Source organism: uncultured Phenylobacterium sp. (assembly GCF_902826855.1).
In the GTDB taxonomy this organism is placed as follows: Bacteria; Pseudomonadota; Alphaproteobacteria; order Caulobacterales; family Caulobacteraceae; genus Phenylobacterium.
Genome location: NZ_CADEGK010000041.1, coordinates 1 through 20,033, shown reverse-complemented (window position 1 = coordinate 20,033; position 20,033 = coordinate 1). Strand labels below are relative to the sequence as shown.

The following is a 20,033-nucleotide window of genomic DNA, read 5'->3' as shown; positions in this document are numbered from 1 at the left end:
TACCGGCTGTTCGCCGATGCCGGCGCCCGAACGCCGAACGCCGGCCTGACGCCCTATGCCGTGAACACGCCGCTGTTCAGCGACTACGCCGAGAAGTTCCGCTTCCTCTACCTGCCGCCGGGCGCCAAGGCGCGCTACCGCGCCGAAGGGGTCCTCGACCTGCCGGTCGGGGCCACGCTGGTGAAGACCTTCGCCTATCCCGCCGACCTGCGCCGGCCGAACGAGGCGGTGCGCTACGTCGAGACGCGCCTGCTGATCCGCAAGCGCGCCGGCTGGGTCGCCCTGACCTATGTCTGGAACGCCGGACAGACCGAAGCGACGCTGAAGCGGGCGGGCGCCCGGCTCGACGCCAGCTTCATCGACACGCAGGGCCGACGGCGCAGCGTGGACTATGCCGTTCCGAACCAGAACCAGTGCAAGGAATGCCACCAGCTGGCCAAGCGTCTGGTCCCGATCGGGCCCAAGGCGCGCAACCTCAACGGCGACTTCGCCTACCCCGAGGGCCGCGAGAACCAGCTGGCCCACTGGACCCGCGTGGGCATCCTGACCGGCGCGCCCGCCCCCGCCGCGGCGGCGCGCGCCGCGCGCTGGGACGACCCCGCCGAGCCGCTGGAGGCCCGGGCGCGGGCCTACCTCGACGCCAACTGCGCCCACTGCCACAATCGCAAGGCGGCCGCGAGCAACTCGGGCCTGTCGCTCACCCTGGAAGAGACCAACGGCCCCGCGCTGGGGATCGGCAAGCAGCCCGTGGCCGCCGGCCGCGGCGCCGGCGGCCTTTCGGTCAGCATCGCGCCGGGCCGACCGGACGCGTCGATCCTCCCCTACCGGATGGCCTCCACCGAGCCGGGGGTTATGATGCCTGAGCTCAGTCGCTCCCTGGTCCACGACGAGGGGCTGGCCTTGATCCGCGCCTGGATCGCGGAGATGAAGGCCCCATGAGCCTGACCCGCCGCGCAACCCTGGCCGCCGGCCTAGCCACCGCCGCCAGCGCGTCCGCCGCCCCCCAGGTCACCGTCGTGCTGGCGCAGGACGAAGCCCCGCCGGCCTCCGACATCGAGGCCTGGAGTAGCTATGAGGCGCGGTTGCGCGCGCGGCTGGCCGACGGCGGGGGTGGCCGCTTCGACGATGACGGCGCCCGCGCCGCCCTCGTCTTCGCCAACCGGGCGCGCGCTGCCGCGGGCGCAGGCCCGCTGACCTGGCACGACGAACTCGCCCAGTCGGCCCGCGCACACGGCGGCGACCTGGCCAGACGCGGCACGGTGGAGCATCTGTCGCCCGAGGGTTTCGATCCCAGCCACCGGCTCTGGTTGATCGGTCGCACCACCATCGGTTCGCCCTCGGAAAACCTCGCCTACCACCACCGCGCCGGCCCCCCTGCAACGCCGGCCCGGCTGGTCGAGCAGTGGAGGAAGAGTCCCGACGGCCACTGGCAGAACCTGCTGCGCGAGACCCACACCCACGCCGCTTTCGCCCTGCTGCGGGGCCGCGACCAGGCGCTGCTGGTGGGGCTGTTCCTGCGCCCGGTGGCGGCGCTGGCCGAGCCGCTTCCCTTCCTGGCCAAAGGCGATGAGATCGCCCAGGCTATCCGCGGCATCGACCCCGACCTCAGCCCACGGCTCGGCGCGCCGCAGGGGGTGCGGCGCGGCGTCGGCGCCACCGCCCGCCGCGTCATGCAGATCTCTGCCGTGCGGCGCGGCCCCGGGGGCCAGCCCGACTACATCGGCGGTCCCGTCTTCCTGCCCACCCGCTGATCAGGACGGGAAGCGGATCACCGCACGGAGCCCCGGGTCAGCGTCCTCCAGGCGGACCTCCGCCCCATGCCGTTCCGCGGCGCCGGCCACGAGGCTGAGGCCTAGGCCGAAGCCCGCGGCCGGACCCGTCCCACTGCGGTAGAACCGCTCGAACACCCGCTCGCGATCCTCAGGCGGGACACCCGGACCGTTGTCGCTGACCGCAACTTCAACCGCACCGTCGACGCGCCGGGCCGCCAGCGCCACCCGGCCGGCGGGGGGCCCGAACTTGATGGCGTTGTCCAGCAGGTTGCTGACCATCTGGAAGATCAGGTCACGGTCGCCCTCGATCGCAACGTCGTCCGGAACCTCGGCCGTCAGCGTCTGGCCAGCTTCCTCGGCCGCCGGACGATGAAGTTCGACCGCGTCCTCGAGCAGCGCCGTCAGGTCGACCGGCGCCATCGGACCGCGCGGCCCGCTCTGCAGGCGTGCAATCCGCAACAGGGCCTCGAACATCGCCTGCAGGCGCTCAGCCTCCGCCAGGGCCGCAGCGGTGCGGGTGCTCACCGCCTCGCGGTCGTCGCCAGCGTCGGCCAGCTCCTCAAGTTCGGCGCGAAGGCGGGCGAGCGGCGTGCGCAGTTCGTGGGCGATGTTGTCGGAGACGCGACTGATGGAGGCGACCAGGCCCTCGATCCGCGCAAGCATCTCGTTCAGGGTGGCGGACAGCTGGTCGAAATCGTCCCCGCTGCCGCGTAGGGCTACCCGACCGGACAGGTCACCGGCGATGACCGCGCGCGCGGTCCGGTTGATGTTCTCCAGCCGCTGGGACACGGCGTAGGTCATGACCAGGCCCCCAATCAGGCCAAGGGCCAGGCTCATGCCCGCACCCCATGACAGGGCCTCGAAGATCAGGTCCTCGCGTTCGTCCAGGTCCTCGGTGTCGAGGCCGACCAGCAGACGGTAGCCGCCGCCCAGCACCAGGTCGCGGACCACGGCCTCGTGCTCCTCCTCCGTCCCGGTGGCGTAGGTCCCGAACTCGTAGCGGACCCATTCGGCGCCGCGCACCGTCGGCCAGTCGGCGAGGTTGGCGGCGACCACCGCGCCGTTAGGCGCGAGGAGCACGTGATAGGGGAGCCGCCCCCGGGAGGTCGCCGCACGGCGCTCCAGCGCGCGGATCAGGGCATCGCGGCCCTGGGCACGGTAGATCTCGGAAAGGCCGTCGCTCTGCTCGCGGATCGTCGCCTCGACCTGTCGCAACGGCCGCCAGACCCCGCCAACGTAGGTGACCGCCAGCATGAGGCCGATCGAGCCGCTGAACAGGATCATGTAGGCCAGGGTCAGCCGCAGCGTGAGGCTTCGGAGCGGGCCGGGCCAGCTGACTTGGGGCCAGGTCATGCGCGCAGGCTGTAGCCCATGCCGCGGACCGTCTGCAGCAGCGGCGGATCGAAGTCCCGGTCGATCTTCTGGCGCAGCCGGCTGACGTGCTGGTCGATGATGTTGGTCTGCGGATCGAAATTATAGTCCCAGACCGCCTCCAGCAGCATGCTGCGGCTCACCACGCGCCCGGCGTTGCGGAGCAGGTATTCCAGCAGACGGAACTCCCGCGTGGTGAGGTCGATGGCCTGTCCCCGACGCGTAACGGTACGGGCGAGAAGGTTCATCTCGAGGTCCGCAAGGCGCAACTCGGTGGTCTCCTGCATCACGCCCTTCCGGCGGCTGAGCGCCTCCACCCGAGCGAGCAGTTCCGAGAAGGCGAAGGGCTTGGCCAGGTAGTCGTCGCCTCCCGCGCGCAGGCCCTTCACCCGATTGTCCACGTCGCCGAGCGCCGAGAGGATCAGCACGGGGGTGCTGTCTCCCGACGCCCGCATGGTCTGCAGGATCTTCAGGCCATCGACGTTGGGCAGCATGCGGTCGAGGACGATGACGTCATAGGTCTCGGCGGCGACCTGGAAGAGCGCCTGGCGGCCGTCGGCCACATGGTCGACCAGCCAGCCTTCGCCCTTCAGGCCCTTCACGACGTGGGCGGCGACCCGCTCGTCATCTTCCACGACGAGAACGTGCATCGTTCACTCCGGGCCGGGTCAGTCGCCGATCAACGGGGTGATGGCGCCGGTACGAACGTCCACCAGCACCTCGCGATCCTGCGCACCCACGAGTTCGACCTCGTAGTAGTGCCGCCCGCCGCGGCGCTCCAGCCCGATCTCGGCGACCTTGCCCTTGGTGGCGTCCTCGACCATGGCGATTGTCTGGCTGAGCGTGCGCGGCGCGGTCTGGGCGACCTTCAGGTGTTCGCCCACGATAGGCAGGCGCGCGCGGATCGAGCTCGTCTGGCGCACGACGCGGCCGCTGTTGGCGTCGACCTTCACCTCGATGGACTTGCCGTTCTTCACCAGGTCAATCTCGTAGACCATGTCGCCGAGGTCCATGTCGAACTCGACGTCGTAGGCCCGGGCGCTCAGTTCGCTCTCCGCGGTGGCGACGGCCTGGGCGAGGCCGACCTTCGGCCGGACCACCTGGGCGAACGCCGGCAGGGCTAGCGTCGCGGCCGCGCCGGCCGCCAGGAGGAGGGTTTGGATCTTCATGTCAGTACTCCGTGTTGTTGCGCCCCCGCAGCGGACTGGATAGCGGCTGCAGATGGCCGCCCCCTGCGGCCTGCATTTGAATTTCGTCATGTGCCGAACGGGCGGCGAGAACGATCCCGCACAGGCGGTCCGTCACAGCCCCTAGGGCGAAGTCGGCGGCCCGGTCGGCGGGACGGATGCGGCGGGCCGGGTCGAGCTGGGCCAGGATGGCGCGCGCCAGGTCGCCGGGGTCGCGAGGGTCGGCCAGCGCGCCGAAGCGCCCCGCGCCCAGCACCTCGCAAGCGTTTCCGGCTGTCCGCGAGGCCACCACGGGAACGCCACAGGCCAGCGCCTCCAACAGGCTGTTGGAGGCGCCCTCCCATAGCGACGGCAGAACGTAGGCCGCCGCCCGCGACATCAGTGGGAACGGGTTGGCTAACTCGCCCTCCAGTCTCACAGCGTCGGACAGCCCGTGCGCCCGCGCCCGCGTCTCAAGTGTCGCGCGCCAGGCACGAGGCCCCGCGCCGAGCACCAGCAGGCGCAGGTCGGGATGGCCGCCTGCCCGCGCCACGGCGAGGGCGTCGATCAGGGCTTCGTAGTTCTTCTGCCGATGCAGGCGGCCCACCGCGACGAGGAATGGCGCGCCTTCCAGCCAGGGGTGATCGACGGGGTGGGCCGCATGAGCGCGGACCGCATGGAGGTCGACCCCGTTGGGCAGGATGTGGACGCGGCGGTCGCGGCGGGCGCGGCGAAAGGGCTTCCGCGCAGCAATAGCGGCCGATACGCAGACAAGCTTCGTTGCGTCCCGGGCCACCAGCCCAAGGCCGAGGCCTCGCACGCCAGCGCCGCTGGCGCCGCCGTGGGCCGGATCGTTGCTGATGCGATAGATCCGGGGCGTGTCCGGTAGGCCGCGCAGCGCCGCCCAGGCCGCCAGGTGCGCATGATTGCCCATGGAGACCACCACCGCCGGTTTCGCCGAGCCCAGGCCGCGGCGCAGGGCCGGGACCGCTGCGGCCAGCGCGAGGCCGCGCGGGCCTTCGCGCCACCCCAGGCAGGCGACCTCCGCGCCGCGCAGGTCAGCGGCCAGGGGGCCGCCCTTCAGGCAGATCACCGTCACCCGAGCTCCGCGCTGCGTCAGCGCGTTCGCGAGGTGGACCGTGTTGCGCGCCACGCCGTCGCCGGCGAGGCCTCCGCAGAACAGAACGATGGGATCGGACATCGGCCGGAACGTGGAGACGCCGGCTGGCGGAAGCCTAAGGGCAACATTTGATCTTCGCCATGTTTCGCCCGGCCCAACGCCAGCGTCGAACGCCGACCGGCGGCCTTAGCCGCGCACGCGTCGCACGAGCGGCCGCGCCACAGCGAGCGCAATGACAAACGGTGAGAGCAAGCAGGCCGACAGCCACTGCCAACCACCTGCGGCGCGCTTGCGGAAATAGCGGGCGAGGCCAACGCCCTTGTGGAACTCGACCTTCAGCGGACTCGACCGGCTGGTGCCGCCGACGTGGATCACCTCGGCTTTCGGGTGGAACAGCACCACACCGCCGGCCTGCCGCACGCGCCAGCACAGGTCGACGTCCTCCACGTGCAGGAAATAGCCCTCGTCGAAACCGCCCAGCGCCGCGAAATCCTCGCGGCGCATGCAGAAGCAGGCGCCGGAGATGGTGGGGGTGCGCGTCGGCGCGGGTGGCAGGACCTGGTCTTCCCAATGCACCTCGAAGCGCCGCCAGCCGGGAACCATGCGGGCCAGGCCGCTCATCGAGAGAAGGGCGCTTCGCGGCGTGATGTCGCCGCGGCGTGCGCCGCGCTGCTCGCTGCGGTCAGCGTTCAGGACGCGGCCGCCGACCAGGCAGAGGCCGGGCGTCGCCTCGACTTCGCGTACCAGCCCGGCGATGCAGCCGGGCTGCAGGAAAGCGTCGGGGTTCAGGAACACCAGCGCATCACCGCGGGCGCGCGCGGCCCCCAGGTTGGCGCCGCGGGCGAAGCCGACGTTGCCCTGGCCCTGCACCAGCACCACGCGCGGGTCGCGGGCCAGACCCTCCAGGTGCGCGACCTCGCTCGAGCTGGAGCCGTTGTCGACGATGACGAACTCGTCCACCAACGGGTCGGCCAGGACGCAGGCGAGGCTCTGCTCCAGCGCCTCGCCTGTCCGGTAGACGACCATCACAACCGAGACGCTGCGCCGCTCAGGCCGGCGGCCGCTGTCGCGCGCCGCTTCGACCGGGAAGGGTGCGCGGAGCGGTGCGGCGACGCCGTTCATCCAGCCTCCCTCACTCCGCTCATGCGCTCAGTTCGTGCGCCTTGCGGGCAACATCCGGCGGTTGCGCTTCGGAGGCAAGGACGTTGCGGGCCTCCTGCAACCCCAAGATCTGCTGGCCGTCCGATCCGAGGCGCCGAAGCGCCAGCTTGCCCTCTTCGGCCTCACGCCGGCCGACGACGGCGATGACCGGGACCTTGGCAAGGCTGTGCTCGCGGACCTTGTAGTTGATCTTCTCGTTGCGCAGGTCTGTCTCCACCCGCAGGCCGGCGGCCCGCAGCTCGGCGGCGGCCTTCAGGGCGAACTCGTCAGCGTCGGACGTGATCGTCGCGACCACCACCTGAACCGGCGACAGCCACAGCGGGAATGCGCCGGCGTAGTTCTCGATCATCACCCCGATAAACCGCTCCAGCGAGCCGCAGATCGCCCGGTGCAGCATCACAGGCGGTTGCTTGGAGCCGTCTTCGGCCACGTACTCGGCGCCGAGGCGATCGGGCGTGACATAGTCCAGCTGCAGCGTCCCGCACTGCCACGTGCGGCCGATGGCGTCTCTCAGGTGGAATTCCAGTTTGGGGCCGTAGAAGGCGCCTTCGTTGGGCAGCATCTCCACGCGTTCGACCCCGGCATTCAGCGCCGCGCGCTCAAGCTTCTGTTCGGCCACGTCCCAGACCGCGTCCGTGCCGAACCGCTCGTCGGGCCGGAGCGCCAGCTTGATGGCGTGCAGCTCCAGGCCACAGTCGCGATACACGCTCTCCAGCAGCCGGATGAACTTCGTCGATTCCGCCTCGATCTGGTCCTCGCGGCAGAAGATGTGGGCGTCGTCCTGCGTGAACGCCCGCACCCGGAAGATGCCGTGAAGCGCGCCCGACGGCTCATAGCGGTGGCAGGCGCCGAACTCGGCCATGCGCAACGGCAGGTCGCGGTAGCTCTTCTGGCCGTGGTTGAAGATCTGCACGTGGCCGGGGCAGTTCATCGGCTTCACGGCCAGGACTTCGCCCTCGACCGTCTCGCACGTGAACATGTTCTTGCCGAACTTCTGCCAGTGCCCGGAGCGCTCCCACATCTCGCGGTCCATGATCTGGGGCGCCTTGACCTCGACGTAGCCGTCGTCGTCCAGCATCCGGCGCATGTAGTTCTCGATCGTCCGGTAGAGCGTCCAGCCCTTGGGGTGCCAGAAGATCATCCCCTTGGCCTCTTCCTGCATGTGGAAGAGGTCCATGGCCCGGCCGATCTTGCGATGGTCTCGCTTCTCGGCCTCCTCCAGCCGGTGAAGGTGCTCTTCGAGTTCCTTCTCGCTGGCCCAGGCCGTGCCATAGATCCGCTGCAGCATCGGGTTGCGGTGGTCGCCGCGCCAGTAGGCGCCGGCCAGCTTCGTCAGCTTGAACGCCTTGCCCGCGGCCTTCGTGGACGGCAGGTGCGGACCGCGGCAGAGGTCCTTCCACGCGCCCTGGCGATAGACCGTGATCGTCTCGCCCTCCGGGAAGCCCTCGATGATCTCGGCCTTGTAGAGCTCGCCGATGGACTTGAAGTGGGCGATGGCCTCGTCGCGCTCCCAGACCTCTCGCGTGATCGGCTCGTCGCGATCGACGATCTGCTTCATCCGCTCTTCGATCTTGGCCAGGTCATCCAGGCTGAACGGCTCGGCGCGGGCGAAGTCGTAGTAGAATCCGTCCTCGATCGCCGGGCCGATCGTGACCTGCGTGCCGGGGAACAGCTCCTGCACCGCCTCGGCGAGGATGTGGCTGACGTCGTGGCGGATCGTCTCGAGCGCCTCGGGCGCGTCGCGGCCGAGGATCTCGAACTTGCCGCCCTGCTCGAGCGGCCGATCCACGTCCAGCAGTTCGCCGTCCAGCTTGATGAGGACGGCGCGTTTGGCCAGCGAGGGGGCGATGCTCTGGGCAACTTGCTTGCCCGTGACGCCTGGCTCGAAGCTTCGCTTCGAACCGTCGGGGAAAAGCAGGTCGATCATGTTTCACACTTCCAGTCGCGCGCCGTGCCTTGGCTTTCTGGGCCCTGAGGCGGTTGGCGCGGAGGCGGCGGCGGGTCATAGCCCGCGCCCCCCCAGGGATGACATCGGCACAGCCGCTTGACGGTGAGCACGCTCCCCCGCCAGGGGCCGTGGCCGATCAGGGCTTCAGCGGCGTATTCCGAGCATGTCGGAAGGAACCGGCACTGCCGCCCGATCAGCGGCGAAAGCGTCAGCTTGTAGGCTCGCAGGAGCCCACGGACGCATCTCTCGTAGAAGCTCATGCCGGCTGCGAACTTGCGTTTTTGGACCCCGTGCCTACGCCGGGACCCCGAGAGGTTCAAGCCACGCCGGCGGGAGTAGTTCGCATCCCGACAGCCGCCATCGCCCCGCGGATGGCGGGGGCTTGGAAGGCGCGTGCGTCGTGGACCGGCGTCAGCATGGGACGGGCGGATAGCACAACGGGCGTCGAAATTCCACTCACCGCAGGGCCAGACGTTCCCAGGCGACGTAGGCCTCATCACGCATTCGAACGGTCGAAACCCCGCTCCCGCCCGATCCGAACCAGCCTAACCTCCAGGAAATGCCCAACGAAGCTGTCGGCGCAGCTCCAAAGCCGAGCCGTTCCCTGTCAGGCGTACCGAGGCCCGGCTCGAATAGGCGCTCGCACTCACCCTCAGGAAAGTCCTGCGGATCGATCTGGCCGGTGGCGACCCCCGCGAGGAAGTCAGTGAGTCCGCAGTCGAACGCTTCGAACTGCTGCAGGCCTCGCCCCCACACCACGACGGTCCAGTCCTCCGGCGCACCGCGCGTAAGCCAAAATAGATAGTCGCCAAAGTCGGTCTTACCGAACGCCAGGAGCCCACCGGCAGTGGGCCACAGAGAGTAAGGTAGCTCTTCCTCGAAGCTGCCGAAGATTCGCGCGGTCGCGCGGGCCTCCGACAAAAGCCGCACGTAAGGACTCCACGACTGCGGCACATGGATTCCGAGGAACTCCATAAACTCGCCCTCGCCGTAGAGGCGAACGAAGTCCTTGTAGTCCTGAGGAAGCCTGGTTCCGAGGTCAGCTTCGATCGGCTCCCAAAGACCGTCGTACGCCTCAACCGGCGCAGCCGGCGGTGGTACGGCGGCCAGGAGCCTCTCGATCGTCATCGTGGCCGGCCGGCAGGATTTCGCACGATGTTTGCGATAGGTCCGCCAATCGGTCCCCACGCGGTCTGGAGGATGAAGGTCGGCGGCAGGATGCCTGGACTGTAGTATGGGATCGCCGATCCCTGCATGGGCTCACCCGCTCGAACCCTGCGCGTCACCCGATTGTCGAATCTCGTCATGTGCGACGAGTTCGTGGGGTTCTGAGTGATCGTAGCGATGTTCGCCGCCGTGCCTGGCCCACCGTTATTCCGGGCGTTGAGATGCCCCCTCGCCTCGTTGTGACGATTGCCATTCCCTTGCCACCCGGGTGGGTTTCGTCGCCGATTGGCCCTCGTGCCGGTCCCCAGTAGCGCCGGCCAGACCGCATAGTCGACGCCTCTGGTCTGTCCCTCGGCAGTGAATCCCCGAGACCGCGTGGCGGGCATCCGCAAGTCCACCGCAGCTGTGTGTTGTGGAACCGGTCTCGGAGGCCCACGCAACGGGATGCCGCGCGGAGCGCCGCCGAGCATCGCCGCATCGAACGCTCCGCCAATTGCAAGTGCGGCATTCCGCGCCTGCGGAGGTGCGTTCGCCAGAGTCGATAGCCCGTAGGCGACCCCCGCCAGCGGATTTCTGGCTATATACGAGGCGCGCTCAAGGTCGCGTCGACGTTGTTCCCTATCAGCCGCCGATAGGCGACCTACTGGGTTGAGGCACGACGCGGCAAGCAGCGGCTCGCTGCGCTGCTGTCCTCGGTGAGCCGGGCCGAACAAACTGGAAACCGGCGAGCGGTTCCTTGAAGGGCGTAAAGTAGCTGGGATCGAGGAACGACTGCGATCGATGGTCTGTAGACTCACCTCCCGGCGTGCCGGGCTTGCCAAAGCCAAATCGTGGTTGTCCCTGCGCCATGATCCCCCTCCCCTGCCTGCGTCGTGCCAAGCGCGGGTCGAACGGCGCGTTGACCCAAATCTCCCAGAGAGGGTCTCACGGACGGCTCAGGTTGTCAAGAACAAAACGAGAACTTCAACCGCTCGGCAACTCCCGGATCTCCACCGTCCCGCCCGCCTCGTACGCCGGGTTCCCCGCCAGCAGGCGCTTGGCCGCGTCGAGGTCGCTCGCCGTCACGCGGATGAAGCCGCCGATGTGGGCGGTGGGGTCGGGGGCGGCGCCGGCTTTGCGGAAGCAGGCGCCCTCGCCGATCTCGCTGCCGCCCTGGAAGACGCCGGTCTCGCGCAGCTTCGACAGGTAGGGCTCCCAGTCCAGGGCGGCCCCGCCGGCCGCGTCGTCGTGCATCAGGAAGATGTAATCGGCCATCAGCCCCTCTTTGACGCCACGGCGCGCGTGGCCTGCGCCACCGCCTCCGCCGCCGCCTCGAAAGCCAGCATGGTGGAGGTGTGGCGCGCCGGATAGTCCTTCACCGGCGCCAGCAGCGCCAGGTCGGCGAAGCGGCCCTCCGGCGGCGGACCACCCGCCTTCAACATGGTCCTGAACGCATCACGGGTGGTCTGCAATTCCACCAGGCTCGCGCCGATCACGTGCGCGCCCAGCACCGCGGCGGCCGCCTGGCCCAATGCGCAGGCCTTCACGTCCTGGGCGAAATCGACCACGCGGTCGCCCTCGACCTTGACGTCCACGATCACCCGGCTGCCGCACAGCTTGGAGACCTTTTCCGAACTCGCGTCGGGATCGGGCAGGCGCCCAGCCCGAGGCATCTCCGCCGCCAGCCTCAGAAGCTTCGCCGAATAGAGCTCGTCGATCATGGCCTCTAGGTCGGGTTTCGCAGGCCCCGAGTCAAACGGTTCGGGTCAGGCCGGATCAGGGATCGCGAAGAACGGCGCCGGCGACAGAATCTGGTTCGCCTGGTCGGCCACCAAAGGGCCGACCTCCGCCACATAGGCCAGCCACTCCGGGTTCGACCAGAGCTCGGCCCGGCGCTTCGCCCGGTCGTCGAGACTGTCATAGGCCCAGAGGTGGATCACCTTGTTCAGCTCGCCCACCTCGACGGCGTAGTAGCCCACTAGGTGGCCCAGGATGCGCTTCTGCAGCGCCAGCCCCTTCTCCTGGTAGAGCTTGAAGTACCGGCCCGTGGCGCCCAGGGCCAAGGTGTAGGTCCGCATCTCGACGATCATCGCCATCCCCCAATCCGGGCGTCAGCCCCTGTGCGCCGCCCACTGCGCCTCGGCGCGCGCTTTCAGGGCCTCGTTCATCGCCTTGAAGCCCTGGCGCACGGACCGGCCCACCCGCCTGCCGAGCGAGCGGCCCATCAGCCCGCCGAAGATCTCGCCGTTGTCGACGATGGAGGCCGCCTCGCCGAGGGCCTGGATCTCGACGTAGCGCAGGGTCTTGATGAGGCCGCCCATCATCTTCAGCTCCCAGTGGAGCTGTTCGTTGGGCACCCAGTCGAGGATGCGTGGCTTCAGCTCCTGTGGGGGCTGGCCGGGCAGCGCCAGGGTCACGGTGACAGTCTCTCCGATGCGCACCTCGCCGGAGGCCTGCGGATAGGTCGGGTTCCACTCGTGCCAGCGGGAAAGATCACGGACGATGTCCCAGATCAGTTCAGCCGGCGCCTGGACGCCGATACGGTCCTCGACGCGCAGGCCGCTCGGGGCCTTCGGAGGCGGCAGTTTCGCGCCCGCATCCCCGGTCGTCATCTTGGGTCCGAGCGATGTGCGCTTGAAGGGGCCGGCCATCAGGTCGGGTCCCGGCTTGAACGCCATCAGGCCTGCTCCTTGATCCGCCAGGTGGCCCCGCTCGGGCCGTCCATCACCTCGACATTCAACGCGTTGAGCTCGGCGCGGATGCGATCGGCCTCGGGCCAGTTCTTCTCGGTGCGCGCGGTCTGGCGGTCGGCGATGAGGGCCTCGACCTTGGTCTTGAGCGTGTCGTCCGCGCCGCCTTGGAACCAGGCGCTGGGTTGCGCGCCGAGGAAGCCCATCAGCTGGGCGGCCTCCAGCAGCAGGGCGCGGCTACGCTCCACGCCCGCCACGTCCTTGCCCATGGTGGCCGAGCGCAGGTGGTCGGAAAGCTGGAAGAGTCCCGCAAAGGCAACTGGCGTGTTGAGGTCGTCGTGGAGGGCCGCCACCACCGCGTCATAGGCCTGAACTGCGCCGCGGTGCTCGCCGCCGCTGGCCCGCGCCGCGGTGGGGACGCCGGCCAGGAAGCGCTCGGAATCGTCGAGAGCCCGGTACAGGCGGTCGAGCGCGCTCTTGGCCTGGCCGATCAGCTCGCCAGTCCATTCCAGGGGCTGGCGGTAGTGTCCGGCCAGCAGCGCCCAGCGGATCGCTTCACCGGGATATTGTTTGCGCAGGTCGTGGGCCAGGGCGACGTTGCCGAGGCTCTTGGACATCTTCTCTTCGCCCATGTTCAGGAAGCCGTTGTGCATCCAGACACTGGCGTACTCGCGGCCGCCGTGGCCTGAGCAGACGCCTTGGGCCAGTTCGTTCTCGTGGTGCGGGAAGACCAGGTCGATGCCGCCGCCGTGGATGTCGATCGGGAGGCCCAGCGCCCGTTCGATCATCGCAGTGCACTCGATGTGCCAGCCCGGCCGGCCGGGCCCCCAGGGGCTCTCCCACGCTGGCTCGCCCGCCTTCGACGGCTTCCACAGCACGAAGTCGGCGGGGTGGCGCTTGTAGGGAGCCACGTCCACCCGGGCGCCCGCGATCATCTCGTCCATCGCCCGGCCCGACAGCTTGCCGTAGTCGCCGAACGCCTGCGTGTCGAAAAGGACATGGCCTTCGGCTGCGTAGGCGCTGTTGTGGCCGATCAGGTCGCCGATCATCGCGGTGATCGCGTCCATCGTCTCCGTGACCCGCGGCTGGAACGTGGGCGGCAAGGCGCCCAGGGCCGCGGCGTCGGCGTTGTAGGCGTCGAGGTAGCGGTTGGAGATCACAGAGATCGGCACGCCCTCCTCGGCGGCCTTTTTGTTGATCTTGTCGTCCACGTCCGTGACGTTGGCGGCGTAGAGCACCGCCGCCTCGCCGTAGAGGTCGCGCAGCACCCGGAACAGCAGGTCGAACACCACCACCGGACGGAAATTGCCGATGTGGGCGTAATTGTAGACCGTCGGCCCGCAGACATAGAGCGTCACCCGCCCGGGGTCCTTCGGAACGAAGGGGCGCTTGGCCCGGCTCATGGTGTCGTACAGGTTCAAGGTCATCGGTTTACGCTGCGAAATGGTTGCCCGCTCAGGGCTTCGACCCATATACAGATCGTCCGGACCACAGGCCAAGGTATCGACGGTCCGATGTGAAAGGGTGGCACGCGTCATTTCCGGGGCCTTCGTCCCGGCGCAACTCGGCCCTGGAAAGAACCACGCTCGAATGGACGCCATACGCGACCGAACCCTGGTCGGCCCCGATGCTGCAAAGGCGGGTGACCTTGATCTTGAAGCCGTGAAGCGCCCCTCCCGCGAAGAGGCGATGGAGGCTGTGCGCACGTTGATCGCCTGGGCGGGGGACGATCCCCGCCGCGAGGGCGTCATCGACACCCCCAAACGCGTCGTCGACGCCTATGGCGAGTGGTTCGAGGGCTATAAGCTCGACCCCGCCAAGGAGCTGTCGCGCACCTTCGAGGACGTGCAGGGCTACGACGACATCGTCATGCTCCGCGAGATCGAGGTGGAGAGCCACTGCGAGCACCACATGGCGCCGTTCCTGGGCAAGGCCTTCGTGGCCTACATGCCGACGAACCGCGTGGTGGGCATCTCCAAGCTGGCCAAGGTGGTCGAGATCTTCGCCCGCCGGCTCCAGACCCAGGAGACCATGACCCAGCAGATCTGCGACGCCATCACCGACAGCCTGCGGCCGGCCGGCGTGGCGGTCCTGATCGACGCGGCCCACCAGTGCATGACGACCCGCGGCGTGCACCACCGCCACGTCACCACGATCACCACCCAGTTCACCGGCGTCTTCAAGACCGACGCTACCCTGCGCCAGCGCTTCCTGGACTTCGCGAACAAGCCGTCGTCGCGCTGACGTCATCCCCGGATCAGCCTCTGGCTGACGTGGGATGACGTCGCGGTGGAGCGGCGCCATATCGGCCTCATGACCAGCTTCCCGACCGCCGCTTCGAAGGAGGCCCTGGAGCAGGGCGAGACGCTCAGCCCACGCTTCGACGCCGCCGGGTTGATCGCGGCGGTGGCGACACATGCCGATACCGGCGAGGTGCTGATGCTGGCGTGGATGAACGCCGAGGCGCTGTCGCGCACCATCGCCACCGGCGAGGCCCACTACTTCAGCCGCTCTCGCAATGAGCTCTGGCACAAGGGCGCCACCAGCGGCCAGGTGCAGATGGTCGATGAACTGCGGGTCGATTGCGATCAGGACGCTGTGTGGCTGAAGGTCCGGCCGCAAGGCGACGGCGGAGCCTGCCACACCGGGGCGGTCTCCTGCTTCTACCGCGCCGTCGAGGGCGGCAAGCTGGTGCGCCGCTAAGTCTCCTTCAGCTTCGAGAGTCCCTTGCCCTCCGGGATCGTGCGGAAGCTCTTCACCGTGCGCGTCTCGAAGTCCTTCGAGATGATGGTCGAAACCGCCACCATGTCGGCTCGGGCCGCCTCGCGCGTGAGGGTCAGCAGGACGAAGCCCTGGTGGACCTGGTCGTTGAACACGACTTCCGGGTTGGCCTTCGCCAGCGCAACGCCGTAGTCGACGCCGGGCGCGATCTCACCCGCGCCCGGACTGGTGATCCCGGTCGTGCCGAACTCGCAGGCGACGTAGGCCCCCTTGGCGTCGTGCAGCTCGTTGGCCCAGAAGGAGTGGGCGTCGCCGGCCAGCACGATCGGCCGAGCGCCGGCGCCCTTCAGCACGCCGCAAAGCCGCTCGCGGTCGGCGGGGTAGCCTTCCCACATGTCGAGCGTGGTCGGCAGGCCGAGGGCGGCGTTCTCCTCAGCGGCCTGGACGCGCGCGCGGTTGCGCTCGGGTATGGCGGCATATTGCTCGGGCGTCAGCACCGCCTTGGGGCTGAACGGCCGCACCCGGGCCATGATCACTTGGTTGCCCAGGACCTGCCAGGCATGGCCCGCCTTGACCGACCGGGCAGCCTCGGCGGCGACCCAGGCCGCCTGCCTGGGCGACATCATGCGCCGGTCGGGGTCGTTCAGCTTGGCGTTGAAGGCTGCTACGTCGGGCCTGCCATCCACTTTGGGCAGGTCGCGCTGCAGGTTCAGCTGCTGGTCGCGCGCGGTCAGCCGGGTCTCGATCATGATCAGCTGCGCCAGGTCGCCGATCCGGAAGCTGCGCATGGACGCCTCGGCGAGGCCGACGCCGGGCGCCGGCTCGCGGATCGGCATCCACTCGTAGTAGGCCTTCAGCGCCACGGCCTTGCGGACGTTCCACTCGCCCTCGTCCTTCGGATCGTGGTTCTGGGCGCCGCCTGCGAAGCTGTCGTTGGCCGTTTCGTGGTCGTCCCAGGACACGACCCAGGGCGCACGCGCGCTGGCCGCCTGCAGGCCCGGGTCGGTGCGGTACTGCGCGTGGCGGCGGCGATAGTCGGCCAGGCTTACGATCTCGTGCGGCGGGTCGTGCGGCCGCTCCTTTGCCACCGCGGAGTCCATGCCGTAGCTCCCCGGGCCGCCGTATTCGTAGATGTAGTCGCCCAGGTGCACGACGAGGTCGACGCGCGGCAGGTCTGCGATGGCCTGGTAGGCGTTGAAATAGCCGTTCGGGTAGAGGGCGCAGGAGGCGACGGCCATCACCACGTCCTTGGTCGCGCCTGCGGGCAGCGTGCGTGTACGGCCCTCCGACGAAATCACGCCGCCGGACTCGAAGCGGAAGGTATAGGCGCGGCCCGCGTCGAGCCCGGTCGCATCGACCTTGACCGTGTAGTCGCGGTCCGGCCCCGTGACGCCGACGCCCCGCTTCACACCTCCCGCGCGCCGGTCGATCGGCAAGAGCTCCCATGTGTAGGGAACCTCGTCACCAGCCCTGTCGGGTGTGATCCGGGTCCAGAGCACCACTTTCGTCTGGGTCGGGTCACCGGACGCCACGCCGTGCCGGAAGCTGACCCCGGGGCCGCCGGCCGCCGCGGGCGCTGCCGCGCTCAAGCCGAGCAAGGCCAAGGCTTTTCGACGGTCAATCTTCATGGCGGTTGCTCCCCAAGTCACAGCGCCCGATATGACGGAGCCATAGCACAGGAGTACGACACCGATGGCCAGCGAAGCCCTGCACGTCGCCCGCGAGAAGCTCTCCAGGAAGACACTGGAGATGCACTATGCAATCACCTCGCTGATGGAGGAGTTCGAGGCCGTCGACTGGTACCGCCAGCGGGCCGACGACACCGAGAACCCCGAGCTGAAGGCCATCCTGCTGCACAACGCCCGCGAAGAACTGGAGCACGCCTCCATGGTGCTGGAGTGGATGCGCCGCAACGACGCCGAGGTCGCCGAGCAGTTGAAGGAATACCTGTTCACCGAAGGCTCCATCACCGGTCGCGAAGAGGACGCCAGCGAGAAGCATGGCCTCTGAGTCGCCCGACGACGCGGAGGAGGTTTATGGCCTGCGCGTCGTCGTGGTGGAGGCGGCCGACGCGGGCGGGCGGATCGACAAACTCCTGGCTGACCGCTTGCCGGAATTCTCGCGGGCGCGCCTGCAGGCGCTGATCGCCGAGGGTCGGGTGAGAGTCGGTGGCGCGGTTCTGAGCAGCGGCTCGGCCCGCGCCACCCCCGGCGACTATCGCATTGAGGTCCCGCCCCCCATCGCGGCCGAGCCGCAGGGCGAGGACATCCCGCTCGTGGTGCTGTTCGAGGACGCCCACCTGATCGTGGTCGACAAGCCACCCGGCATGGCGGTCCACCCGGCCCCCGGGAGCGAGAGCGGCACGCTGGTCAACGCCCTCCTCCATCACTGCGGCGACAGCCTCTCCGGCATTGGCGGTGTCATGCGCCCCGGCATCGTGCACCGCATCGACAAGGACACCTCCGGTGTCATCGTCGCCGCCAAGTCCGACGCCGCCCACCAGGGCCTGTCGGCCCTGTTCGCCGCCCACGACATCGACCGCGTCTACATCGCGTTCACCCGCGGCGCGCCGCATCCGGCCCGCGGGACCATCGAAGGCGCGATCGCGCGGTCCACCCACGACCGCAAGAAGATGGCGCTCGTCAGGACGGGCGGCCGACACGCCATCACTCACTACGCCACCGAGGCGACGTTCGGCCCGGCCGCGAAGCCGCTGGCGGCCCGCCTCGCCTGCCGCCTGGAGACCGGCCGCACCCACCAGATCCGCGTGCACCTGGCCAGCAAGGGGACGCCCTGCCTGGGCGATCCGGTCTACGGCTCCGGCGCCCCGGCGGCCCCCGTTCGCGCCGCCATCGAAACGGCACAGCTCCACCGCCAGGCCCTGCACGCCGCCGTGCTCGGCTTCCGCCACCCCGTCACCGGCGAGACGGTCCGCTGCGAGAGCTCCCTGCCCCCCGACATGGCAACGCTCTCAGCCGAGCTGGCCCACCTGTAGGGCCTCAGACCAGGGAACCGTTGCGACGGCCGCCGTGCGTTCGACGTCCCACAAACATAGCGAGGGCGATGGCGGATACCGCCAGGGCGGTGAACTGCGGGTCGTAGGCGGCGCCATAGAGGGGCAGTGAAAAGGCCGCCACGTTGTCCAGGGCGTGGAACAGCGTGACGGCGAAGAGGCTGCGGCCGGAGCCGAGATAGAGCCGCACCATGACCACCCGCACGGCGACGGTCTTGGCGCTTTGCCACGCGATCCAGTCGGCGCTGCGGTCGGCCTGCAGGAACGGCAGCACGTGCCAGGCCGTCCAGAGAGCGCCCAGGACGAGGGCGGCGGCGAGTTCGCCCCAACGCCGCTGCATTGGCTCGAGCACGTAGCCGGACCAGCCGAGCTCCTCGCCCAGCGCCGCGGCGAAGAAGACGGCGAGCATCAGCAGCGGCGCCCAGGCTGCGGACGGGTCACCGGCGCCTGCGAGCCCGCCCGCCCGCTGCAGCCCATAGCCGGCCGTCGCGACAGCCGGCATCAGGCCGATCATCGCCGCCCAGGCCCAGTGTCCCCGCATCCGGCGCAAGTCGAACGTGCGCGCAAGGAGGGTCCGCGCCGCCTGCGGACCACTGGCGAGGGCCAGCAGGATCAGCGCCGCCATTCCGGGGCAGAAAGCCATCAGGGCGCTCAGCGGCAGGCCGGGAAGCGGCTCAGCCTGCACCCAGGCGGCGAGCAGCCAGAGCGGTAGCGACAGGACTACCGTGAGCCCGACGAACGGCGCAACTCTGGCGCAGGGCTGGGACTCGTCCATGCCGGCAGCCTGAACCGGCGCGGTCGGGCGGCCTAGCGTTCCGTCAAGCAGGCCGTTTTCGCCTGGAGCCCCCATCCCGCGAATCCCGTGCCATAGTCGCCACCAAGGCGCTCGCAGACGCGCCGTGGGAGGGCCTTCGCATGACCGCCGCCGCTGCGCCGCAGCTCGAGAAGAACAAGCTCGCCAAGATCATCGGCACATCGGTGGGGGCCAGCTCCATCGAATGGTACGACTTCTTCATCTACGGGACCGCCGCGGCGCTGGTATTCCCGAAAATCTTCTTTCCAGCGGACATGCCAGCGGCCGTCTCCCAGATCGCCGCATATTCGACGTTTGCCGTAGGCTTCGTGGCGCGGCCGGTTGGGGGGGCCGTGTTCGGGCACTTTGGGGACATCGTGGGGCGCAAGCGGGCGCTGGTGGTGGCGTTGCTGGTCATGGGGGCGGCGACGACGCTGATCGGGCTCCTGCCGACCTACGGCCAGATCGGGATCGCCGCGCCGCTGGCGCTGATCGTGCTGCGGTTCGCTCAGGGGCTGGCGGTGGGCGGCCAGTGGGGCGGGGCGGCGCTCCTGGTGACCGAGAGCGCACCGCCGCACCGCAAGGGTTTCTTCGGTAGCTTCCCGCAGCTGGGGGTGCCGGCCGGCGTGGTGCTGGCCAACGTCGTGTTCCTGGTCATGACCGCCACGCTGGCGCCGGAGACGTTCCAGACCTGGGGCTGGCGGGTTCCGTTCCTGTTCAGCGTGGTGCTGGTGGGGCTGGGCCTCTACGTGCAGATCAAGTTGGAGGACACGCCTGAGTTCAAGGCGCTGGAGGCCGCGAAAGAACCCCAGGCGAAAGGTTCGGGCAGCCCGATCTTCAAGGTCATCGCCAAGCATCCGAAGGAAATACTTCTGGCGGGCGGCTCCTTCGTCGCTGCGAATGGGTGCTTCTATCTCGTGATCACCTTCCTGGTCTCCTACTGTGTGCAGACGCTGGGCATGGACCGGCCGAAGGTGCTGTGGGCGCTGCTGCTGGGGACGCTGCTTTCGGCGCCCAGCCTGCCGATCGCTGGCGCGCTGTCGGACCGGTTCGGACGCCGCGCGATCTACATGGCCGGCGCGGTAGCCTCGGCAGCCTTCGCCTTCGCCCTGTGGCCCCTCGTCGACACCCA

23 protein-coding genes are annotated in these 20,033 nt (G+C 69.1%); 7 read left to right on the top strand and 16 right to left on the bottom strand.

The genetic code is table 11. The features are described from left to right. Nucleotides 1–939 (top strand): SO2930 family diheme c-type cytochrome (locus tag QZV94_RS08150; protein WP_293677316.1); only part of this gene is annotated, 939 nt, incomplete at its 5' end. Further along, nucleotides 936–1,751 (top strand): CAP domain-containing protein, encoded by an 816-nt coding sequence (locus QZV94_RS08145; protein WP_293677315.1) that lies wholly within the window; start codon nt 936–938, stop codon nt 1,749–1,751. The genes QZV94_RS08150 and QZV94_RS08145, both read left to right, overlap by 4 nt. Here the strand turns inward: QZV94_RS08145 and QZV94_RS08140 are convergent, their stop codons facing one another. The 14 genes from QZV94_RS08140 to cysS form a co-directional block, all read right to left on the bottom strand. Continuing rightward, nucleotides 1,752–3,125 carry a HAMP domain-containing sensor histidine kinase gene (locus QZV94_RS08140; RefSeq protein WP_293677314.1) on the bottom strand — a complete coding sequence of 458 codons (1,374 nt, stop codon included), beginning with the start codon at nt 3,123–3,125 and terminating at the stop codon, nt 1,752–1,754. Then, a complete protein-coding gene (locus tag QZV94_RS08135; RefSeq protein WP_293677313.1) occupies nt 3,122–3,793 on the bottom strand; it encodes a response regulator transcription factor in 672 nt (223 codons plus the stop codon). Before QZV94_RS08135 ends, QZV94_RS08140 begins: the two co-directional genes overlap by 4 nt. A gap of 18 nt (nt 3,794–3,811) precedes the next feature. After that, on the bottom strand, nt 3,812–4,312 hold the full coding sequence (locus QZV94_RS08130) for a PepSY domain-containing protein (RefSeq protein ID WP_293677312.1): 501 nt from the start codon (nt 4,310–4,312) through the stop codon (nt 3,812–3,814). Nucleotide 4,313: 1 nt separating this feature from the next. Then, nucleotides 4,314–5,510: a glycosyltransferase gene (locus QZV94_RS08125; RefSeq protein ID WP_293677311.1), complete on the bottom strand. Its 1,197-nt coding sequence runs from the start codon at nt 5,508–5,510 to the stop codon at nt 4,314–4,316. Between the two features lie 105 nt (nt 5,511–5,615). Beyond that, nucleotides 5,616–6,551 (bottom strand): glycosyltransferase family 2 protein, encoded by a 936-nt coding sequence (locus tag QZV94_RS08120; RefSeq protein ID WP_293677310.1) that lies wholly within the window; start codon nt 6,549–6,551, stop codon nt 5,616–5,618. 19 nt (nt 6,552–6,570) lie between these two features. Then, a complete protein-coding gene (thrS, locus tag QZV94_RS08115) occupies nt 6,571–8,517 on the bottom strand; it encodes a threonine--tRNA ligase (protein ID WP_293677309.1) in 1,947 nt (648 codons plus the stop codon). Then, the gene (gene yidD / locus QZV94_RS08110) at nt 8,514–8,798 is read right to left on the bottom strand and encodes a membrane protein insertion efficiency factor YidD (RefSeq protein ID WP_293677308.1); all 285 of its coding nucleotides are present in this window, start codon (nt 8,796–8,798) and stop codon (nt 8,514–8,516) included. The genes thrS and yidD overlap by 4 nt, the downstream gene beginning before the upstream one ends. A 196-nt stretch (nt 8,799–8,994) precedes the next feature. Next, entirely contained in the window at nt 8,995–9,726 is a 732-nt protein-coding gene (locus QZV94_RS08105) for an SMI1/KNR4 family protein (RefSeq protein WP_293677307.1), read from the bottom strand. After that, on the bottom strand, nt 9,663–10,091 hold the full coding sequence (locus QZV94_RS25110; RefSeq protein ID WP_367254198.1) for a DNA/RNA non-specific endonuclease: 429 nt from the start codon (nt 10,089–10,091) through the stop codon (nt 9,663–9,665). The genes QZV94_RS08105 and QZV94_RS25110 overlap by 64 nt, the downstream gene beginning before the upstream one ends. 577 nt (nt 10,092–10,668) lie before the next feature. Next, nucleotides 10,669–10,959, bottom strand: coding sequence for a YciI family protein (locus QZV94_RS08100; protein WP_293677306.1), 291 nt, complete (start codon nt 10,957–10,959; stop codon nt 10,669–10,671). Then, nucleotides 10,959–11,405: an iron-sulfur cluster assembly scaffold protein gene (locus QZV94_RS08095; RefSeq protein WP_293677305.1), complete on the bottom strand. Its 447-nt coding sequence runs from the start codon at nt 11,403–11,405 to the stop codon at nt 10,959–10,961. Before QZV94_RS08095 ends, QZV94_RS08100 begins: the two co-directional genes overlap by 1 nt. A gap of 45 nt (nt 11,406–11,450) precedes the next feature. Then, nucleotides 11,451–11,780 (bottom strand): NIPSNAP family protein, encoded by a 330-nt coding sequence (locus QZV94_RS08090; RefSeq protein ID WP_293677304.1) that lies wholly within the window; start codon nt 11,778–11,780, stop codon nt 11,451–11,453. 15 nt (nt 11,781–11,795) lie between these two features. Continuing rightward, nucleotides 11,796–12,362 carry an SRPBCC domain-containing protein gene (locus QZV94_RS08085; RefSeq protein ID WP_293677303.1) on the bottom strand — a complete coding sequence of 189 codons (567 nt, stop codon included), beginning with the start codon at nt 12,360–12,362 and terminating at the stop codon, nt 11,796–11,798. Then, complete coding sequence (gene cysS, locus QZV94_RS08080; RefSeq protein WP_293677302.1) at nt 12,362–13,801, bottom strand: cysteine--tRNA ligase; 1,440 nt, start codon at nt 13,799–13,801, stop codon at nt 12,362–12,364. The genes QZV94_RS08085 and cysS overlap by 1 nt, the downstream gene beginning before the upstream one ends. 163 nt (nt 13,802–13,964) lie before the next feature. Between cysS and folE the strand changes: the two genes are divergently transcribed. Both folE and hisI read left to right on the top strand, forming a co-directional pair. Beyond that, nucleotides 13,965–14,618, top strand: coding sequence for a GTP cyclohydrolase I FolE (gene folE / locus QZV94_RS08075; RefSeq protein WP_293677301.1), 654 nt, complete (start codon nt 13,965–13,967; stop codon nt 14,616–14,618). Between the two features lie 69 nt (nt 14,619–14,687). After that, the gene (gene hisI, locus QZV94_RS08070) at nt 14,688–15,077 is read left to right on the top strand and encodes a phosphoribosyl-AMP cyclohydrolase (RefSeq protein ID WP_293677300.1); all 390 of its coding nucleotides are present in this window, start codon (nt 14,688–14,690) and stop codon (nt 15,075–15,077) included. Here hisI and QZV94_RS08065 read toward each other — a convergent pair. Continuing rightward, the gene (locus QZV94_RS08065) at nt 15,074–16,723 is read right to left on the bottom strand and encodes an alkaline phosphatase D family protein (protein ID WP_293677299.1); all 1,650 of its coding nucleotides are present in this window, start codon (nt 16,721–16,723) and stop codon (nt 15,074–15,076) included. The genes hisI and QZV94_RS08065 overlap by 4 nt on opposite strands. Before the next feature lie 64 nt (nt 16,724–16,787). Here QZV94_RS08065 and QZV94_RS08060 point away from each other — a divergent pair, with 64 nt between their 5' ends. Together QZV94_RS08060 and QZV94_RS08055 are read left to right on the top strand one after the other, a co-directional pair. Further along, nucleotides 16,788–17,105 carry a ferritin family protein gene (locus tag QZV94_RS08060; RefSeq protein ID WP_293677298.1) on the top strand — a complete coding sequence of 106 codons (318 nt, stop codon included), beginning with the start codon at nt 16,788–16,790 and terminating at the stop codon, nt 17,103–17,105. Then, nucleotides 17,095–18,090 (top strand): RluA family pseudouridine synthase, encoded by a 996-nt coding sequence (locus tag QZV94_RS08055; RefSeq protein ID WP_293677297.1) that lies wholly within the window; start codon nt 17,095–17,097, stop codon nt 18,088–18,090. The genes QZV94_RS08060 and QZV94_RS08055 overlap by 11 nt, the downstream gene beginning before the upstream one ends. 4 nt (nt 18,091–18,094) lie before the next feature. Here QZV94_RS08055 and QZV94_RS08050 read toward each other — a convergent pair whose 3' ends face one another. After that, entirely contained in the window at nt 18,095–18,883 is a 789-nt protein-coding gene (locus tag QZV94_RS08050) for a CPBP family intramembrane glutamic endopeptidase (protein ID WP_293677296.1), read from the bottom strand. 140 nt (nt 18,884–19,023) lie between these two features. On the opposite strand from QZV94_RS08050, the gene QZV94_RS08045 reads away from it, so the two are divergent. After that, nucleotides 19,024–20,033, top strand: a 1,010-nt coding sequence (locus tag QZV94_RS08045) for an MFS transporter (protein ID WP_293677295.1), incomplete at its 3' end; no start/stop codon positions are given.

What these genes read in the sequence shown, in the direction of transcription:
- QZV94_RS08125 (WP_293677311.1), bottom strand. Translation starts at nt 5,510, where the DNA reads ATGTCCGATCCCATCGTTCTGTTCTGCGGAGGCCTCGCCGGCGACGGC.
- QZV94_RS08085 (WP_293677303.1), bottom strand. Translation starts at nt 12,362, where the DNA reads ATGGCGTTCAAGCCGGGACCCGACCTGATGGCCGGCCCCTTCAAGCGC.
- QZV94_RS08100 (WP_293677306.1), bottom strand. Translation starts at nt 10,959, where the DNA reads ATGGCCGATTACATCTTCCTGATGCACGACGACGCGGCCGGCGGGGCC.
- QZV94_RS08135 (WP_293677313.1), bottom strand. Translation starts at nt 3,793, where the DNA reads ATGCACGTTCTCGTCGTGGAAGATGACGAGCGGGTCGCCGCCCACGTC.
- QZV94_RS08140 (WP_293677314.1), bottom strand. Translation starts at nt 3,125, where the DNA reads ATGACCTGGCCCCAAGTCAGCTGGCCCGGCCCGCTCCGAAGCCTCACG.
- QZV94_RS25110 (WP_367254198.1), bottom strand. Translation starts at nt 10,091, where the DNA reads ATGCCCGCCACGCGGTCTCGGGGATTCACTGCCGAGGGACAGACCAGA.
- cysS (WP_293677302.1), bottom strand. Translation starts at nt 13,801, where the DNA reads ATGACCTTGAACCTGTACGACACCATGAGCCGGGCCAAGCGCCCCTTC.
- folE (WP_293677301.1), top strand. Translation starts at nt 13,965, where the DNA reads ATGGACGCCATACGCGACCGAACCCTGGTCGGCCCCGATGCTGCAAAG.
- QZV94_RS08065 (WP_293677299.1), bottom strand. Translation starts at nt 16,723, where the DNA reads ATGAAGATTGACCGTCGAAAAGCCTTGGCCTTGCTCGGCTTGAGCGCG.
- QZV94_RS08090 (WP_293677304.1), bottom strand. Translation starts at nt 11,780, where the DNA reads ATGGCGATGATCGTCGAGATGCGGACCTACACCTTGGCCCTGGGCGCC.
- QZV94_RS08055 (WP_293677297.1), top strand. Translation starts at nt 17,095, where the DNA reads ATGGCCTCTGAGTCGCCCGACGACGCGGAGGAGGTTTATGGCCTGCGC.
- QZV94_RS08130 (WP_293677312.1), bottom strand. Translation starts at nt 4,312, where the DNA reads ATGAAGATCCAAACCCTCCTCCTGGCGGCCGGCGCGGCCGCGACGCTA.
- QZV94_RS08060 (WP_293677298.1), top strand. Translation starts at nt 16,788, where the DNA reads ATGGCCAGCGAAGCCCTGCACGTCGCCCGCGAGAAGCTCTCCAGGAAG.
- QZV94_RS08145 (WP_293677315.1), top strand. Translation starts at nt 936, where the DNA reads ATGAGCCTGACCCGCCGCGCAACCCTGGCCGCCGGCCTAGCCACCGCC.
- yidD (WP_293677308.1), bottom strand. Translation starts at nt 8,798, where the DNA reads ATGAGCTTCTACGAGAGATGCGTCCGTGGGCTCCTGCGAGCCTACAAG.
- QZV94_RS08120 (WP_293677310.1), bottom strand. Translation starts at nt 6,551, where the DNA reads ATGAACGGCGTCGCCGCACCGCTCCGCGCACCCTTCCCGGTCGAAGCG.
- QZV94_RS08050 (WP_293677296.1), bottom strand. Translation starts at nt 18,883, where the DNA reads ATGGACGAGTCCCAGCCCTGCGCCAGAGTTGCGCCGTTCGTCGGGCTC.
- thrS (WP_293677309.1), bottom strand. Translation starts at nt 8,517, where the DNA reads ATGATCGACCTGCTTTTCCCCGACGGTTCGAAGCGAAGCTTCGAGCCA.
- hisI (WP_293677300.1), top strand. Translation starts at nt 14,688, where the DNA reads ATGACCAGCTTCCCGACCGCCGCTTCGAAGGAGGCCCTGGAGCAGGGC.
- QZV94_RS08095 (WP_293677305.1), bottom strand. Translation starts at nt 11,405, where the DNA reads ATGATCGACGAGCTCTATTCGGCGAAGCTTCTGAGGCTGGCGGCGGAG.